A 16853-nucleotide genomic window follows, 5' to 3' on the forward strand; every position below is an offset into this window, starting at 1 on the left:
ACAGCAAATAAAGAGTCCGGGTCCGCCATGAGATTCATCACACTGCAAAAGTTTCGCAAACTATTCGGTGTACTGGTGGCGGCCGTGGTGCTGATGTTGCTGGTGGTTTCGCTGTTTGTCGCGCACGTGCTCAACCAGAGCCGCCTGCGCTACTACGCCAGCGCCGAGGAAACCTCGCACAACCTGGTGGTTTCGCTGGAAAATTTCCTGCATTCGCACTTCCAGGAGGTGGAGCTGGCCATGCGCCGCGCCGACCTCGAATTCCGCCGCATGCATGAGCAGAAGCGCTTCAGCGATGCGGCCTTCAGCGCCTACCTGCGCGAACTCAAGGAGCGCGTGCCGCAGGCGCAGGCGGTGCGCGGCTCCAACGCTGCCGGCATGGTGATCTATGGCGAGCAGGTCGACCTCGCCAATCCGCAAGACCTGACCATCCGCGAATTTTATGCGCGCGTGCAGAACGAGCACCAGCTGGTGTTTGGCGTGCCGGTGCAGTCGCGCATCAGCGGCGAGTGGGTACTGCCGCTGGTTTATCCGCTGACCCTGCCGAATGGCGGCTTTGGCGGCACCGCCTACGTGGTGATGAACAGCGCCCGCATCAGCGAAGCGTTTGCCGGCCTGAATATCGGCGCGCATGGTTCCATCGTGCTGCTGGACGACCGCCGGCGCGTGCTGCACCGCTATCCGGAAGTGCCGGACATGCTGATCGGCAGCACCATCAAGGTCAATCCCGCCACCCAGGCGCTGTTGGACGGCAAGCACAAGCGCGCCAGCTACACCGTGCGCAGCCTGCGCGATGGTCTGGAGCGCACGGTCAGCGTGGAGAAGGTCGGCGCCTATCCGGTGTACATCGTGGTGGGACTGGCCAGCGACGATTTCCTGGCGCCGTGGCGGCGCGAGGTGCGCAATGCCTTGCTGTTCCTCTGCGTGCTGGTCGGCTTGTCGGCGGCGCTGCTGTTGGGGGTGCGCTACGGCCTCAACAAGCAGTACGATGCGCTGAGCGCGCTGGGCGAGACGGACCGGGCGCTGCAAGCCTCGCTGGCGCGCCTGACCGCCTCCGAATCGCGCTGGCGCTCGCTGACCGAAGGCTTGCCGCAGATGGTGTGGACCGCCACGCCGGAGCTGCGCATCGATTTCCTCAGCCATCACTGGGAAAGTTTCAGCGGCGTCCCGGCCGAGCAATTGTTGGCCTCCGGCGACTGGTCGGCGGTGATCCATCCGGAAGACCTGCCGCTGATTAGCGCCGCCTGGCAGCGCGCGCTCGACGGGGGCGAGCAGTTCCGCTGCGACTGCCGGCTGCGCCGGCATGACGGCGAGTGGCGCATCTTCGATCACCATGCGCTGCCGCAGAAGGATGGCAACGGCGTCATCCTCAGCTGGGTCGGCAGCAGCACCGACCGTACCGAGGCGCGCGCGGCGCACGCTGCGCTGCTGCAGGCCAAGGAGGCGGCCGACCAGGCGGGCCGCGCCAAGTCCGACTTCGTGGCCAATATGAGCCATGAGATCCGCTCGCCGATGAATGCGGTGCTGGGCATGTTGCAGCTGCTGCGCCAGACCGAGATGAATGCGCGCCAGCAGGATTACGTCGGCAAGGCCCATGCGGCCGCCGGCGCCTTGCTGGGCCTGCTCAACGACGTGCTGGACTTTTCCAAGGTGGAGGCGGGCAAGCTGGCGCTCGATCCGCATCCGTTCCGGCTCGACAAGCTGTGGCGCGACCTGGCGGTGATTTTGTCGGCCAATGTGGGTTCGCGCAATATCGAGGTACTGTTCCGCATTGCGCCGGAATTGCCGGCGCTGGTGGTGGGTGATGCGCTGCGCCTGCAGCAGGTGCTGCTCAACCTGGCGGGCAACGCCATCAAGTTCACCGAGCGCGGCGAGGTGGTGGTGTCGGCGCAACTGGTGGCGCAGCAGGACGGTACGCTGACGATTGCGTTTGCCATCCGCGATACCGGCATCGGCATTGCGCCCGAGCAGTGCGAGCATATCTTCGATGGTTTCTCGCAGGCCGAGGCGTCTACCGCGCGGCGCTACGGCGGCACCGGGCTGGGGCTGGCGATCAGCCAGCGGCTGGTGCGCCTGATGGGCGGCACGCTGCGCGTGGTGAGCGAGCCTGGACACGGCAGCGTGTTCGATTTCACCATCGAGCTGGGCTTGCCGGAGCAGCCGCCCGAGCTGGCCGCGCCGGCCGACGCCGTGGCGTCGGAGGCGCAGCAGGCGGCGATGCGCGGCCTGTCCTGCCTGGTGGTGGACGACAATCCGGTGGCGCGCACGGTGTTGCGCGAGATGGCGTCGTCGTTCGGCTGGCGGGTCGACGTGGCGGCCGATGGGCTTGAGGCGCTGGATGCGGTCAGCGCGCAGCTGGCGCGGCGCAAGGCGTATGACGTGGTGTTCATCGACTGGCGCATGCCCGGGCTGGATGGCTGGGAGACCAGTTGCCGCATCCGCGCGCAGGCGCCGCAGGGCAAGACGCCGCTGATCGTGATGGTGACCGCGCATGACCGCGAACTGCTGGCGCAGCGGTCTCGCGATATGGCGCCGGTGCTCGATGGTTTCGTGGTCAAGCCGGTGACGGCGTCGATGCTGTTCGATGCGGTGGTCGAGGCGCGCATGGAGCAGCGCAAGCCGCTGGCGCTGGTGTCGGCGCCGGCGCAGCGGCGGCTGGCTGGCGTGCGGCTGTTGCTGGTGGATGACAATGCGGCCAATCAGCAGGTCGCCAGCGAGTTGTTGGGCAGCGAAGGCGCGCAGGTGGTGGTGGCTAGCTCGGGGGCGATGGCGCTGGGCGTGTTGAATGGGGCGGGGCCGCTGCCGGATCTGATCTTGATGGATATCCAGATGCCGGAGATGGATGGCTACCAGGCCACCCGGGCGATACAGGCCCGGCTGGGCATGAAGACGCCGCCGATCGTGGCGATGACGGCCAATGCGCTGGCCTCGGACCGCATCGCGGCGCTGGAAGCCGGCATGGCCGACCACGTCGGCAAGCCGTTCGACCTGGCACAACTGGTGGAGGTGATCCTGCAACACGCGCGGCACGGCGGCGCCGCGTCAGCCAACGGAGCGGCGGCCGCCGGACAGCGCGGCGCGGCTGCGCCGGATGCTGCGGCCACGTCGGCTGGGGCGACAACGGCAGGGGATGAGGCCATGCTGCTGCCCGACGCCGGCCTCAATAGCGTGGCCGCGCTCAAGCGCATGGGCGGGCTGGAATCGGTCTACCTGATCGCGCTGCGCAGCTTCGTGGCCGAGGCGGAAAAACTGGCGCACGAGCTGCACGCCGCGCGCCGCGGGCAAGACAGCGCTGCCGCCTTGCCCGCGCTGCACACATTGAAAGGGTTGGCCGGCACCGTCGGCGCCGACCGTCTTGCCACCCTGAGCCAACTGGCCGAGCGCGCCCTCAAGCAGGACGCCACCGCCTGGGCGCCGCTCGACCGGGTGCTCGACGCGTGCCCCGAGGTGGCCGGGGACATTGAACAGCTACTTACCGAAAGCCGTCGGCAGTGATTTCCAGCTCCGTGACTTCGCCATAGGTCTTGGCGATGCCGCGTATGTCGGCCGCCTTGCCGATCAACACCGTCTGCAGCTTGTCGCGCGGGAAGTGCTTGTTGACCAGCGCCTTGGCGCGCTCCGGCGTCAGGCTGTCGACGTCGCGGGTGAAATTGTCGATCTGCTCGCGGCCCACCTGGTTGGCGTACATATCGCCCAGCAGCCCGGCCAGCTGCTCGCCGGTTTCATAGCGCGGCGGGAACTGGCCCTTGACGTAGGCCTTGGCCGAATCCAGCGTCGCCTTGTCGATGCCCTTGTCCCACAGGCGCTGGTAAGTCTTGTGGGTCAGGGCCAGCGCCGCTTCGGTCTTCGGCGACGCGGTAAAGCTGCTGATGGCAAACGTGCCGGTCTGCGACAGCGTGCTGAAACTGCTGAAGGCGCCGTAGGTCAGGCCGGAGTTGACGCGCAGCTCATCGTTCAGCCACGAAGTGAAACGGCCGCCCAGCACCGTGTTGATCACCTGCAGCGGCACGTAGTCCGGATCATTGCGGGCCACGCCGGCGCCGCCGACCAGGAAAGTAGTCTCGATGGCGTCGGCCTTGTTGACCAGCAGCACGCGCGCCTTGTCGGCTTTGACCTTGCCATTCTGCTGCGCCGCCGGCGCCGGGCCGCTGGCCTGCCACGCGCCGAACAGCGATTCGATCTGCTTGCGCATCTCGCTCTTCTGGAAATCGCCGACCACGATGATGGCGGCATTGTCGGGGCGGTAGTAGGTCTGGTAGTAGCGCCGCACGTCGGCCTGCTTGAGCGCGCTGACGCTGCCGACCGTGCCGCTGGCCGGAATCGCATACGGGCTATCGCCGAACAGCATGGCGCGGTAGTAGTTCTGCACCACGTTGCGCGGCGCTTCCTTGGCCTGCTTGAGGCCGTTCACCTTGCGCTCGCGCAGCTTGCCCAGCTCGGCCTCGTCGAAGCCCGGCTGCTGGACGATTTCAGCGAACAGCGGCAGCAGCGCGGCCGTGTCGTCGCGCGCGAAGTTGGCCTGCACCGTGCTGGACTCGGCCCCGGCGCCACCGGCGATGCGCGCGCCACGGTCATCGAACGCCTGGTCGATGGCGGCCTTGTTGTGGGCCTTGCTGCCCAGCAGCAGGGCGTCGCCGGTCAGGTTGGACAGGCCCGGTTGTGCGCCGTCGTTGACCGCGCCGGCCTTGACCACGGCGCGGACCGACACCAGCGGCACGTCGTGGCGTTCCATCAGGTAGACCTTGAGGCCGTTTTGCAGCGTGACAGTATCGAACTCCGGCAGGCGGAATTCGGCGGCGTGGAGCTGTGCGCCGTGCAGTGCGCTGGCGGCCAGTACGGCGGCGATAAGCGTATGTTTCATGGATCAGTCCTCCTTCGCGGCCAGCACGCCGATGGTGCGCTGCGACTTGGTCAGGTATTTGGCGGCGACGGCCTGGATATCGGCCGGCGTCAGTTTCTGGTAGGCGGCGGGCGCGTCGAACATCTTCTTGTAGCTGCCGAAGAAGACTTCGTAGCTGCCCAGCTGCAGCGCCTTGCCGTTGATGGTTTCCTGCTCGCGGTACAGGTTGACCAGCTTCTGGTTCTTCACCTTCTGCAGCTCTTCGGCGCTGACGCCTTCCTTGACCAGCTTGTCCACTTCGGCCAGCAGCGCCTGTTCCAGCTTGGCGGCCGGCACATTGGCGGCGGCTACCGCCGACAGGTACAGCAGGCCGGGATCGAAGCCGTCGATGCTGTCGGCGCTGACCTGCGTGGCCAGTTGCGTATCGACCAGCGCCTTGTACAGGCGCGAGGTCTTGCCGCCTGCCAGCACGCTTTGCAGCACGTCGAGCGCGTAGTGGTCCGGGCTGTCGTTGGCCGGCACCTTGTAGCCCACGCTCAGGTTGACCGAGGTGGCCGATTCCTTGGTGATGAACAGGCGACGCTCGCCGGTCTGCGGCGGCTCGATGGTGCGCACCGGCGGCGGCAGGGCGCGCTTGGGGATGCCGCCGAAATACTTGGTAGCCAGCTGCTTGACCTGCTCGGCCTTCACATCGCCCACCACCACGGCCACGGCGTTATTGGGCGCGTAGTAGGTGCGGAAGTAGTGCTCAAGGTCAGCCTGGGTCCAGGCCTTGATGTCGGACTCGTGGCCGATTACCGGCAGCGCGTACGGGTGGGCGGTGAAGGCCACGCTGTTGATCTCGTTGTACAGCGCCATCAGGTTGGAGTTCTCGAGGTTGGTGCTGCGTTCGGACAGCACCACGCCGCGCTCGCTCTCCACCATCTTCGGATCAATGGTGAGGTGGGCCACGCGGTCGCTTTCCAGCGTAAAGATGGTCTCCAGCGCCGAGGCCGGGAACCAGTCCTGGTACACCGTCAGGTCGCTGCTGGTGAAGGCGTTGTTGGAGCCGCCGTTGGCCTCCATCGTGCGGTCGAACATTTTCGGGCCGAACTTCTTGGAGCCGTTGAACATCATGTGTTCAAAGAAGTGCGACAAACCGGTGATGCCGGGCGCTTCATTGCGCGAGCCGACTTTCCAGAAGGTGTACATGGTGGCGTTGGGAATGCCGTGCGATTCCAGCACGATGAACTTCATGCCATTGTTCAGCGTGAAGGTTTGCACCTGATCGGCGCTGATCGCGGCCTGCGCGGTGGTGGCCGACAAGGCGAGCATCAGGCTCGCGGCCAGGACTTTCCATTTCATAAGCGCTCCATCGAGGACGAGTGAGCGCTGAGTGTACATCTTTTGATAACTATTTGCGAATGGCAAGCTTAGCAGATAGCATGTCATTAACCACAAAAGGAGTCTGGCAATGGAAAAACCGAACTGGGTAGCGCACGAACTGAGCATGACCGTATTGATGACGCCGGATATGGCGAACTTTTCAGGCAACGTGCACGGCGGCACCATCCTGAAGTACCTGGACAGCGTGGCCTATGCCTGCGCCAGCCGTTACTCCGGCACCTACACCGTGACGCTGTCGGTGGACCAGGTGATGTTCCTGCAGCCGATTCACGTGGGCGAGCTGGTGACCTTCCTGGCCTCGATCAACTACACCGGCCGCACCTCGATGGAAGTGGGCATCCGCGTGGTGACCGAGAACATCCAGCAGCGCCTGGTGCGCCACGCCAACAGCTGCTACTTCACGATGGTGGCGGTGGACTCCCACCGCAAGCCGGTGGAAGTGCCGCCGCTGGTGCCGGAAACCGAAGAGCAGAAGCAGCGCTGGGAACAAGCCGTGTTGCGCAAGCAGTCGCGCCAGATGGTGCACGGCAATCGCAAGAAATGAGCGGCGCAATGCAACGCTTGGCGGCGCTGACGGTGTCGGCGCTGCTGGCTGCAGCGCTGCCGTGCGCGCTGGCGGCACAGCCCAGCGGCAAGCAGATCATCGGCGATGTGAGCCGCATCGTCGCGCCCAACGGCGTGCAGGAGAACTTCAAGCTGCACATCAACGGCATCGACCAGTGGGTCTACACGCGCGGGCAGGACCGCAAGAACCCGGTGCTGCTGTTCGTGCACGGCGGCCCGGCCTCGACCAGTGCGCCGACCATGTGGATGTACCAGCGTCCGTTCGAAGAGTACTTCACAGTAGTCAATTACGACCAGCGTGGGGCCGGCAAGACCTATCTGGAAACCGATCCGGACACGGTGCGCCCGACCTTGCGCATCGACCAGTTCGTCGATGATGCGGTGCAGATTGCCGAGCAAGTCTCGAAGCGCTACGGCAAGCGCAAGGTGATCCTGGTCGGGCACAGCTGGGGCACGGTGGTGGGCATGCGCGCGGCGCTGAAACGGCCGGATTTGTTCCATGCCTACGTTGGCATCGGCCAGGTCATCAGCATGCTGGACAACGAAAGGGTCAGCTTCGACTTCGCGCTGGCGCAGGCGCGCAAGGAGCACAACGAGAAGGCCATCAAGGAGCTGGAATCGATTGCGCCCTATCCGGGCGATACGCCGCTCACGCGCGAACGCATCATCACCGAGCGCAACTGGGCGCAGCATTACGGCGGCCTGGCCGCGTACCGCAGCGATTTCGCCTACTACTTCGACGCGCCGCTGCTGTCGCCGGAATATGACGAGGCGGCCATCAAGGCCATCGACCAGGGCAGCCTGCTGACGCTGGAACGGATACTGAACGAATGGCTGCAGGTGGACCTCAAGCCGGTCAAGCGCTTCCCGATTCCGGTGGTGATGTTCATGGGGCGGCACGACTACACCACGCCGTCCGAACCGACCGCCGCCTGGCTGGCGAAGGTCAAGGCGCCGTACAAGCGCGCGGTCTGGTTCGAAAACTCCTCGCACCTGGTGCAGTTCGAGGAGCCGGGCAAGACGCTGGTCAGCTTGCTCGAATACGTGCGCCCACTGGCAAAGGATTAACTGCGGCGCTTCTGCAATAAGAGATACGCGGGACGCCCAGATGTGGTGAGGCGGTTCCGCGTGCAGCTGGTTAAGCTTCCGGCTCCATTTATTTATGCGAGCAAGGAAGAAATCATGAGCGCTGCGTTAGACAAGAAAACCGCCAACCTCGGTGTGGCCTGGGAGGGCATCTACGGCTATACCCAGGCTGTGAAGGTGAAGGACACGATCTACATTTCCGGCCAGCTGAGCCACGACCAGCAGGGCAATCTGGTGGCGCCGGCCGTGCTGGGCGCAGACGGCAAGCCGCGCGATTTCGACACGATGGCGGCGCAGATGCGCCAGACCTATGTCAACGCCATTGAGCTGCTGGCGCAGTTCGGCGCCACGCTCGACAACGTGGTGGAAGAAACTTTGTTCGTGCTGGACGTCGATGCCGCCTTCAAAGTGGCCGGCGTGGTGCGCAAGGAAATGTACGCCAGTGCGCAACCCGCCATCGCCAGCAATCTGATCGGCGTGTCCCGGCTGGCGTTTCCGGAACAGCTAATCGAGATTGCTTTCCGCGCCGTCCTGCCGGATTAAGCCTGCTTGCGGCGGGTCAGGAATACCAGACCTGCCGCGATCACCGAGGCCGCCGCCAGTGCGTACAAACCGCCCTGGATCGAGCCGGTCTTCTGTTCCAGATAGCCGAAGGTGGCTGGCGCGACGAAGCCGCCGAGGTTGCCCAGCGAGTTGATCAGCGCGATCACCGCTGCGGCGATGCGACTGTCCAGATACCCTTGCGGAATCGGCCAGAACAGCGACGATGCCGCCTTGAAGCCGATGCCGGCAAAGCAGATCGCCACGAATGCAAACACCGGGCCGCCGGTGGTGGAGGCGAACATGCCGCAGGCTGCAATCAACAGCGCCACCGCCACCCATGCCTGCTGGTGGCGATACTTCTGCGCCAGCGTGGCAAACATGTACATGGCCGCGATCGAGATCATCCACGGAATCGAGTTGAACAGGCCGATCTGGAACTCGCTGAAATGGCCCATCTTCTTGATGATGCTCGGCAGCCAGAACGTCGCGCCGTAGATGGTCAGCTGGATCGCGAAGTAAATGAAGCAGAACAGCGCGATGCGGCCATCCTTGAGCAGCGTGAACATGCTGGCGTGGACCGGCTTGCTGGCGTCGCGCTCCTTCTTCTCGGCGGCGATGACGGTGGCCAGCGCGTTGCGCTCGGCATCGGTGAGCCACTTGGCGTCTTCCGGCCTGGAGTCGAGGCAGAACCACACCACGAAGCACAGCGCCACCGAGGCCAAACCTTCGATGATGAACATCCATTGCCAGCCGTGGAAGCCGCCGCCCTCAATCGACAGCAGCGCGCCCGACAGCGGCCCGGACATGACCGACGCCAGCGCCGAGCCGCTCAGGAAAATCGCCATCGCCTTGCCGCGCTCGCGGTTCGGCAGCCATTGCGTGAAGTAGTAGACCACGCCGGGGAAGAAGCCGGCCTCGGCCACGCCCAGCAGGAAGCGCATCACGTAGAACGACGTCTCGCCCTGCACGAAGGCCATGCCGGTGGCGACCACGCCCCAACTGGCCATGATGCGGGTCAGCCAGGCCTTGGCGCCGAAGCGCTGTTGCAGGATGTTGGACGGCACTTCGAACAGCGCGTAGGCGAGGAAGAACACGCCCGCGCCAAAACCGAACGCCGCCGCGCCGATGCCGAGGTCTTTCTCCAGGTGCGAACGCACGAAGCCGATGTTGACGCGGTCGATGTAATTGGCGATGAACATCACCACGAACAGCGGCAGGATGCGCCATTTGACTTTGCTGACGGCGGTGTCGAGCACGGTAGGGGCGGCGGCTTGCGCGCCGCCAGCGGTGGTGGTTGCTGTAGTCATGTTTGTCTCCTTGTGGTTCTTATTGTTGTTTTTAGCGAACCATGCAAGGCATCTTGTTATTGAACTTCCAGCCGGGGATCAGGAACTGCATCGCCACCGCATCGTCCCGCGCGCCCAGCCCCATATTGTTGTAGAGGTGGTGGGCGGCCTCGATGGCATCCATGTCCAGCTCGACGCCGAGGCCCGGCGTGGTCGGCACCTGCACCATGCCGCCCTTGATCTGCAGCGGATTCTTGGTGAGATGCTGGCCGTCCTGCCAGATCCAGTGGGTGTCGATGGCGGTGATGTTGCCCGGCGCGGCGGCGGCTACGTGGGTGAACATGGCCAGCGAAACGTCAAAGTGGTTGTTCGAGTGCGAGCCCCAGGTCAGGCCCCATTCATGGCACATCTGCGCCACGCGCACCGAACCCTGCATAGTCCAGAAGTGCGGGTCGGCCAGCGGGATGTCGACCGATTGCAGCTGGATCGCGTGGCGCATTTCGCGCCAGTCGGTGGCGACCATATTGGTGGCGGTCAGCAGGCCGGTGGCGCGGCGGAACTCGGCCATCACCTCGCGGCCCGAGTAGCCGTTCTCGGCGCCGCACGGGTCCTCGGCGTAGGCCAGCACATCGCCCTTGTCGCGGCACAGGCGGATCGCGTCCTTCAGCAGCCAGCCGCCGTTCGGGTCCAAGGTCACGCGCGCTTCTGGGAAGCGTTCGTGCAGGGCGGTGACGGCTTCCATTTCTTCCTCGCCACGGAACACGCCGCCTTTCAGCTTGAAGTCGTTGAAGCCGTAGCGCTCGTAGGCGGCTTCGGCCAGCTTGACCACCGCGTCCGGCGTCAGCGCGGCTTCGTTGCGCACGCGCGACCAGTTGTCGGTGGCGTTGGCCGGGGTGGCGGCGTAGGGCAGGTCGGTCTTGTTGCGGTCGCCGATGTAGAACAGGTAGCCCAGCATTTCCACTTCCTTGCGCTGCTGGCCCTCGCCGAGCAGGGCGGCCACCGGCACGCCGAGGAATTTGCCGACCAGGTCCAGCAGCGCCGCTTCCAGCGCGGTGACCGCATGCACGGCGATGCGCAGGTCGAAGGTTTGCAGGCCACGGCCGCCGGCGTCGCGGCCGTCCAGCGCGGCGCGGGCGGCGTTGAGCAGGGCGTTGTAATTGCCGATCGGCTGGTTCAGCAGCAGCGGCTTGGTGTCTTCCAGCGCCTGACGGATCTTCTCGCCGCCCGGTACTTCGCCGACGCCGGTGTTGCCGGCGCTGTCGGTCAGGATCACCAGGTTGCGGGTGAAGTAGGGACCGTGGGCGCCACTCAGGTTGAGCAGCATGCTGTCACGGCCGGCAACCGGAATGACGCGGATGGCGGTGATGATGGGGGTCTGGTTCATGGTTTTTCCTTCTGAAATGATTGCGCTGTCATTTGTATCTTAGAATGGAGTTGGGGGAAACTCAAGGGAAATTGATGATAGAAAATGATGTGCGGTGCTACAATGACACATCTTTTTCTATCGAGGCTGTCATGAGCGAGCTGCGCACTTTGCGGACCACAACAGGGGAAATGCAGGTCAGCGGCGCCACGCTGGCCGATGTGGCCAAGCTGGCCGGGGTGTCGCCGATTACCGTGTCGCGCGCGCTCAACCAGCCGCATCTGGTGCGGCCGAACACGGTCGCCAAGGTGCAGGCGGCGGTGCAGCAGACCGGCTACGTCAAGAACATGATGGCCGGGGCGCTGGCGTCGAACCGCAGCCGGCTGGTGTCGCTGGTGCTGCCGACCATCTCCACGCCGATCTTCGCCGATATGGTGCAGGCCGCCAGCGACCACCTGACGGCGGCCGGCTACCAGGTCATGCTGGGCTTGTCGAGCTACGAGGCGTGGCGCGAGGAACTGTTGGTCGAGACCATCCTGAGCCGGCGGCCGGATGGTGTGATCCTGACTGGCTCGCTGCACACCGACAGCACGCGGCGGCGCCTGCAGGCCGCGCAAGTGCCGGTGGTGGAGGCGTGGGACCTGACGCCGTCGCCGATCGACATGATGGTGGGCTTCTCGCACGAGGAAGTGGGGCATGCGATCGCCCAGCACCTGCTGGAGCGCGGCTACAAGCGGATCGCCATCCTGGCGGTTGAAGATCCGCGCGCGGCGCGGCGCAACCAGGGCTTGCAGGCCGGGCTGGCCAAGCTGGGCGTGCAGGTGGCGGCGGTGCAGATGATGCCGCTGCCATCCACCTTCGGGCTGGGGCGGGATGGCTTGTCTCTGTTGCTGGAACGTTGTCCGGACGTCGACGCGGTGGTGTGCAGTTCCGACACACTGGCGCATGGCGTATTGACCGAAGCGATCGCACGCGGGCTCAGCGTGCCGGGGCAACTGGCGGTGGTCGGCTTCGGCGACCTTAATTTTGCTGAGCGAACCTATCCGCCGCTATCGACTGTACGCGTCGATGGCGCTAATATCGGACGTGTGGCGGCGCAAGCGATACTGGACCGGTTGGACGGCAAGGCGATGGCCGGGCTGACCGACACCGGCTTCCAGTTGATCCAGCGCGGCAGCACCTAAACCGATAACAGGAGGCCGGCATGGAAATGAAGCGCATCAATGCGGGGAAATTGCGGGCCATCGGCTATGACGCGCGCGACAAGCTGTTGCGGGTGGAGTTCGAGGATGGCACGGCGATGGATTATTCGGGCGTTGGCAACGAAGTGTGGCGCAAACTGTCCACCTCCGGCGCGGCGTGGAGCTACTACCGCGACAACATCGAAGACGAATACACCGGCCGCAAAGGCGTGGTGCGCAAACCGACCACCCGTGCCGATCTGGAAAACCTGTTCAAGGCGCCGGACGAATAAGGAGAATTCATGCATTGTCCCGCCATGTTTCGTGAAGAGCGGTTGGAGGTGTTGCAGCAATTGATGCGGGAGCATCCGCTGGCGACCTTGATTACGGCCGGCGCCGGCGGGCTGACGGCGAACCTGATTCCGTTCTCGCTGCATGGCGACGTACTGCGCGCGCATCTGGCGCGGAACAACAAACAGCTGGATGACCTGCTGGCGGGGACGGAAGCGCTGATTGTGTTTCAGGGGCCGCAAAGCTACATCACACCGTCATGGTATCCCTCGAAAGCCGAGCACGGCAAAGTGGTGCCGACCTGGAATTTCGTGATGGTGCAAGCACGCGGCATCCCGCAAGTGATGGACGATGCGGCCTGGCTGCGCGAACAAGTCGGCCAGATGACCGCCAACCTCGAAGGCCAGCGCGCCGAACCGTGGAGCGTCGCCGACGCCCCCGACGACTTCATCGCCACCCAACTCCGCGCCATCGTCGGCGTCGAAATCCCCATCCGCTCGCTCGAAGGCAAATGGAAAATCAGTCAGAACCGCAACGAAGCCGACCGCCAAGGCGTCATCCAGGGCCTGTCATCGGAAAGCCGCTGCCCGGAAATGCATCGGCTTATGGCGCCTTAATTCAGGGTCAGCTCTGTCATTTGGACACGCGTGATCGATGTTTGAGGATTCTCAAAGTGCTCTGTGAAATTTTAGCTGTCAGAGCTGTTGGGCTATTCCGCCTTTGAACGCGCATTAATAAAAATTGTTTTGATATGGATCAAAGGTGCCGGCTGCGTGTCCGAATGACAGAGCTGACCCTGAATGGTGATTTCCAATTGAATCCGCATCTGCACTGTGGTTTAATCGAATGATCTTTGATCCACTTGATTGCGACATGTCCGACGCCAGTATTCAGCCAGCTTTCCGAGTCGAGCGCTCTTCTGTTCACGGTAATGGTGTGTTCGCGCGGCGCGATATCGCTCCCGGTGAGCGTATCGTCGAATATGCCGGGCGCGAAATCACCTGGGAGGAGGCGCAGATCCGCGCTGAGATCCAGGGCGGCCCGCATAATCACACTTTCTTCTTCAGCCTGGCCAACGGTAATGTCATCGATGGCGGTGATCACGGCAACGAGGCGCGCTTCATCAATCATTCCTGCGAGCCGAATTGCGAGGCGATCGAGGGGGAGGATGGCCGCATTTTTATCTATGCGCTGCATGACATCAAGCAGGATGAGGAACTCAGCTATTCTTATCCCCTGATTTACGAGGGCCGTCACACGCCTGCCATCAAGAAGGAGTTCGCTTGCCGCTGTGGCGCGCTCAATTGCACCGGCACGATGTTGGCTCCTAAGCCGCGCAAGCGCAAGCCGAAAATTAAGCCGCAACCGTTTGCAGATCTCGTCCCTGCTGCAGCAGCTGTTCAAAGTCCGCAGCCGGCAGCGCTGGGCTGAAGTAGTAGCCCTGCATTTCGTCGCAGCCGTTGCGGCGCAGGTAGTCGACCTGGCTTTCGGTCTCCACGCCTTCGGCAATCACCCGCAGCTTGAGGTTGTGCGCCAGCGCGATGATGGACACCACAATCGCCGCCTCGTCATCCTCGTTGATGTCGCTGACGAAGGAACGATCGATTTTCAGCACGTCGATCGGGAAGTGCCGCAAATACGAGAAGCTGGAGTAGCCGGTGCCGAAGTCGTCGATCGACAGCGCCAGTCCCAGTGCCTTCAGCTTGTGCAACAATTCCACCGCCTGCGCCACGTCGTGCATGAACAGGCCTTCGGTTAGTTCGATATCGAGACAGGCTGGCGGCAGCCCGGTATCGCGCAGCACTTCGCTGATCGATGACAGCAGCTGCGGCTCGCTGAACTGGCGCGGCGACAAATTCACGGCGATGCGCAGCATGCCATGCCCGTCGTCCATCCAGCTGCGCGCCTGCGCACACGCGGTGCGCAGCACCCAGGCGCCGATTTCCACGATCAGCCCGGTCTCCTCGGCCAGCCCGATGAAGCGGTGCGGCGCCACCATGCCCAGTTCCGGATGCTGCCAGCGCAGCAGTGCTTCCATGCCGACCACGCGCCCGCTCTGCAAGTCCACCTGCGGCTGGTAGTGCAGCACGAACTCCTGCCGCACCAGTGCGTTGCGCAGCGCGCTTTCGATGCGCAGCCGTTCACGCGCCTCTTCGTTCATGGCCGGCTCGTAGAACTGGGTGTTGTTGCGGCCCAGCTTTTTGGCGCGGTACATGGCGATGTCGGCATGCTCGATCAGGCGCTGGGCCGAGGTGCCGTCCGCGCCGTACACGGCCACGCCGATCGAACAGGTGACGAAGAATTCCTTCCCTTCCAGCATGGCCGGCTGGGTCACGGCGCGCATGATGCGCTGGGCGATGTCGTGCGAGGCTTCTTCCGGATATTCGCACAGGATGGCGACGAATTCGTCGCCCGACAGGCGCGCCACGGTGTCGCTCTCGCGCACGCTGTCCTGCAGGCGCTGGGCCACGGTTTTCAGCAGCTGGTCGCCGGCCTTGTGGCCGAGGCTGTCGTTGACGAATTTAAAGCGGTCGAGGTCGATCAGCATGACCCACAGCGGCTTGCCGCTGCGGTTGGCGAAGGCCACGGCCTGGCTCAGGCGGTCCTGCAGCAGCACGCGGTTGGGCAGGCCGGTCAACACGTCGTGGTGGGCGATGTGCTGGATGCGCTGCTCGGCCAGCTTGCGCTCGGTGATTTCAGTGCCGGTGCCGCGATAGCCCTTGAATTTGCCCTCGCGGTCGAACACCGGCTCGCCGCTGGTGCTGAACCAGTGGGTCTGGCCGTCCACGCCGGTCAGCGCATATTCAAGGTTGGTGAAGGGCAGGTGGGCTTCCAGCGTGGCGCGATGATCGCGGCCCCAGCGGTTGTCCCACACCTCGGGATGCAGTTCCCAGCGGGTCCTGCCGATGAACAGCGCGGGCTCCTGCTTGCCCTTGTCGAAGAAGCCGCCGGTGATGTTGGTGAAGCGGAATTGCTCGTCCTGTTCCCAGTACCAGTCCGACGACAGCGCCAGCAGGCGGCGGAAGCGGTGCTCGCTTTCCTGCAGCGCTTCCTCGGTGCGCTTGCGGGCCGCCACGTCCTCGGCCAGCTTGTCGTTGCTGGCCTTGAGCGCCAAGGTGCGCTCGTCGACCAGCCGCTGCACGCGCCTGGAGCGGCGCGCCAGCGAGTTGACGAAGGCCGCCGTCAGCAATGAGAACAGCAGGCCGCCGACCAGCGTCGACAGGGAGCCGAGGTGCGTCGGCAGGAAGGGGCGCGGCAGCGGCGTCACCTGCACATGCCACGATTTGCCGGCCGCGCTGAAGGTGCGCACATACGGTTCGCGGTAGTCGAAGGCCAGCCAGCGCTGCAGCGGGCGCGGCGCCGGCGGCTCGCTGGCCGGCTGGCCGCGCGTGTAGATCAGGTTGGCGGGGCGGATGTCGTCGCCGATGTAGACCTGCAGCATCAGCTCGCGGTCGTCCAGCAGGTCGGCCGCCAGCAGGATTTTCTGGATCAGGTCGGCCGAGCGGATCACCGCGCTGGTGTTGCCGATCCAGGCCGCGCGCCGCTGCGCCGCCGTGCCCAGCTCGGCGCCGGCGCGATACACCGGGATCATCATCACGAAGCCTTTTTGCGCCGCCCGTTCCTGTTCCAGCTTCATCAGCGCGGTGGTGCGCGGCTGGCCGCTGTCGACCGCTTCGCCGATCACGCGCGCCATCGCCGGCAGCGAGGCCACGTCCAAGCCGAAGGCCGCCTCGTTGCCTTCCAGCGGTTCCAGGTAGTCGACGATGATGTGTTGCGGGCGCGGCGTCAGCGGCTGGCGGTTGGCGTCGTGCAGCACGTAGTCGGGATGGCGCTTTTGCGTTTCGGCCTCGTGGCGGCGCGCGCTGGCGGTGTCCATCACGCGGTGGAAATTGAAAGCTTGCACAAATGGATAACGTTCCAGCAGCGGCTGGGTGAAGGCGGCAAACTGCTCGCGGTCGAGCAAGCCGACCGAGCGGAACAGTGTGTTGATGATGGTGACCAGTTCCAGCGTGTCGTCCATGCCGCGCCGGATGGCCGCCGCCCGCATGTGGCCGCGCTGCTGGAAGCTCAGTTCCATTTTGCTGTATTCCAGCGCGCTGACCGCGACGAACAACAGGCCGGTGACGGCGAAGCCGGTCATCAGCGTCAGGATGGCCGCCAGCGAAATCCGGGATGATTTGCGTGAGGACGACATGACGCGCTTTCCGCAGGGCAGAGTGGCAGGGCGCGGGCAGGGGTGAGGACCGCAGGATTGATAGCTAGTGTGTCACAAAACATGCCGTGGTGACAGGCTTGGTGCCAAATAACCACGG

At 64.4% G+C, this 16853-nt stretch carries 13 protein-coding genes; 8 read left to right on the forward strand and 5 right to left on the reverse strand.

Annotated features, from left to right (window positions below; translation table 11 throughout):
* The first annotated feature begins 27 nt into the window (after positions 1–27).
* Entirely contained in the window at positions 28–3495 is a 3468-nt protein-coding gene (locus BMZ70_RS01375; RefSeq protein ID WP_092268955.1) for a response regulator, read from the forward strand.
* Here the strand turns inward: BMZ70_RS01375 and BMZ70_RS01380 are convergent.
* The gene (locus BMZ70_RS01380) at positions 3473–4861 is read right to left on the reverse strand and encodes a M16 family metallopeptidase (protein ID WP_092268956.1); all 1389 of its coding nucleotides are present in this window, start codon (positions 4859–4861) and stop codon (positions 3473–3475) included. The two genes, BMZ70_RS01375 and BMZ70_RS01380, sit on opposite strands and share 23 nt — an antisense overlap.
* 3 nt (positions 4862–4864) lie before the next feature.
* Positions 4865–6184 carry a M16 family metallopeptidase gene (locus BMZ70_RS01385; RefSeq protein WP_092268958.1) on the reverse strand — a complete coding sequence of 440 codons (1320 nt, stop codon included), beginning with the start codon at positions 6182–6184 and terminating at the stop codon, positions 4865–4867.
* A 109-nt stretch (positions 6185–6293) separates the two neighbouring features.
* Here BMZ70_RS01385 and BMZ70_RS01390 point away from each other — a divergent pair, with 109 nt between their 5' ends.
* The 3 genes from BMZ70_RS01390 to BMZ70_RS01400 all read left to right on the forward strand — a co-directional run bounded on the left by BMZ70_RS01390 (position 6294) and on the right by BMZ70_RS01400 (position 8419).
* Positions 6294–6770, forward strand: coding sequence for an acyl-CoA thioesterase (locus BMZ70_RS01390; RefSeq protein WP_092268960.1), 477 nt, complete (start codon positions 6294–6296; stop codon positions 6768–6770).
* A gap of 8 nt (positions 6771–6778) precedes the next feature.
* A complete protein-coding gene (locus tag BMZ70_RS01395) occupies positions 6779–7858 on the forward strand; it encodes an alpha/beta fold hydrolase (protein WP_092277392.1) in 1080 nt (359 codons plus the stop codon).
* Positions 7859–7972: 114 nt separating this feature from the next.
* A complete protein-coding gene (locus tag BMZ70_RS01400) occupies positions 7973–8419 on the forward strand; it encodes a RidA family protein (protein WP_092268962.1) in 447 nt (148 codons plus the stop codon).
* Here BMZ70_RS01400 and BMZ70_RS01405 read toward each other — a convergent pair.
* Together BMZ70_RS01405 and gudD are read right to left on the reverse strand one after the other, a co-directional pair.
* Positions 8416–9726, reverse strand: a complete 1311-nt coding sequence (locus tag BMZ70_RS01405; RefSeq protein ID WP_092268964.1) for an MFS transporter — start codon at positions 9724–9726, stop codon at positions 8416–8418. The genes BMZ70_RS01400 and BMZ70_RS01405 overlap by 4 nt on opposite strands.
* Before the next feature lie 31 nt (positions 9727–9757).
* Positions 9758–11089, reverse strand: coding sequence for a glucarate dehydratase (gene gudD / locus BMZ70_RS01410; RefSeq protein ID WP_092268966.1), 1332 nt, complete (start codon positions 11087–11089; stop codon positions 9758–9760).
* Between the two features lie 131 nt (positions 11090–11220).
* On the opposite strand from gudD, the gene BMZ70_RS01415 reads away from it, so the two are divergent.
* The 4 genes from BMZ70_RS01415 to BMZ70_RS01430 all read left to right on the forward strand — a co-directional run bounded on the left by BMZ70_RS01415 (position 11221) and on the right by BMZ70_RS01430 (position 13971).
* Entirely contained in the window at positions 11221–12252 is a 1032-nt protein-coding gene (locus BMZ70_RS01415) for a LacI family DNA-binding transcriptional regulator (RefSeq protein ID WP_165403543.1), read from the forward strand.
* Positions 12253–12272: 20 nt separating this feature from the next.
* Positions 12273–12542 (forward strand): KTSC domain-containing protein, encoded by a 270-nt coding sequence (locus BMZ70_RS01420; RefSeq protein ID WP_092268970.1) that lies wholly within the window; start codon positions 12273–12275, stop codon positions 12540–12542.
* A 9-nt stretch (positions 12543–12551) separates the two neighbouring features.
* Positions 12552–13157 carry an FMN-binding negative transcriptional regulator gene (locus BMZ70_RS01425; RefSeq protein WP_092268971.1) on the forward strand — a complete coding sequence of 202 codons (606 nt, stop codon included), beginning with the start codon at positions 12552–12554 and terminating at the stop codon, positions 13155–13157.
* Positions 13158–13413: 256 nt separating this feature from the next.
* On the forward strand, positions 13414–13971 hold the full coding sequence (locus BMZ70_RS01430) for an SET domain-containing protein (RefSeq protein WP_092277395.1): 558 nt from the start codon (positions 13414–13416) through the stop codon (positions 13969–13971).
* Here BMZ70_RS01430 and BMZ70_RS01435 read toward each other — a convergent pair.
* Positions 13895–16735 carry a bifunctional diguanylate cyclase/phosphodiesterase gene (locus tag BMZ70_RS01435; RefSeq protein WP_092268973.1) on the reverse strand — a complete coding sequence of 947 codons (2841 nt, stop codon included), beginning with the start codon at positions 16733–16735 and terminating at the stop codon, positions 13895–13897. The genes BMZ70_RS01430 and BMZ70_RS01435 overlap by 77 nt on opposite strands.
* Between the last annotated feature and the right edge of the window lie 118 nt (positions 16736–16853).

The organism is Duganella sp. CF402 (assembly GCF_900109645.1).
In the GTDB taxonomy this organism is placed as follows: Bacteria; Pseudomonadota; Gammaproteobacteria; order Burkholderiales; family Burkholderiaceae_D; genus Rugamonas.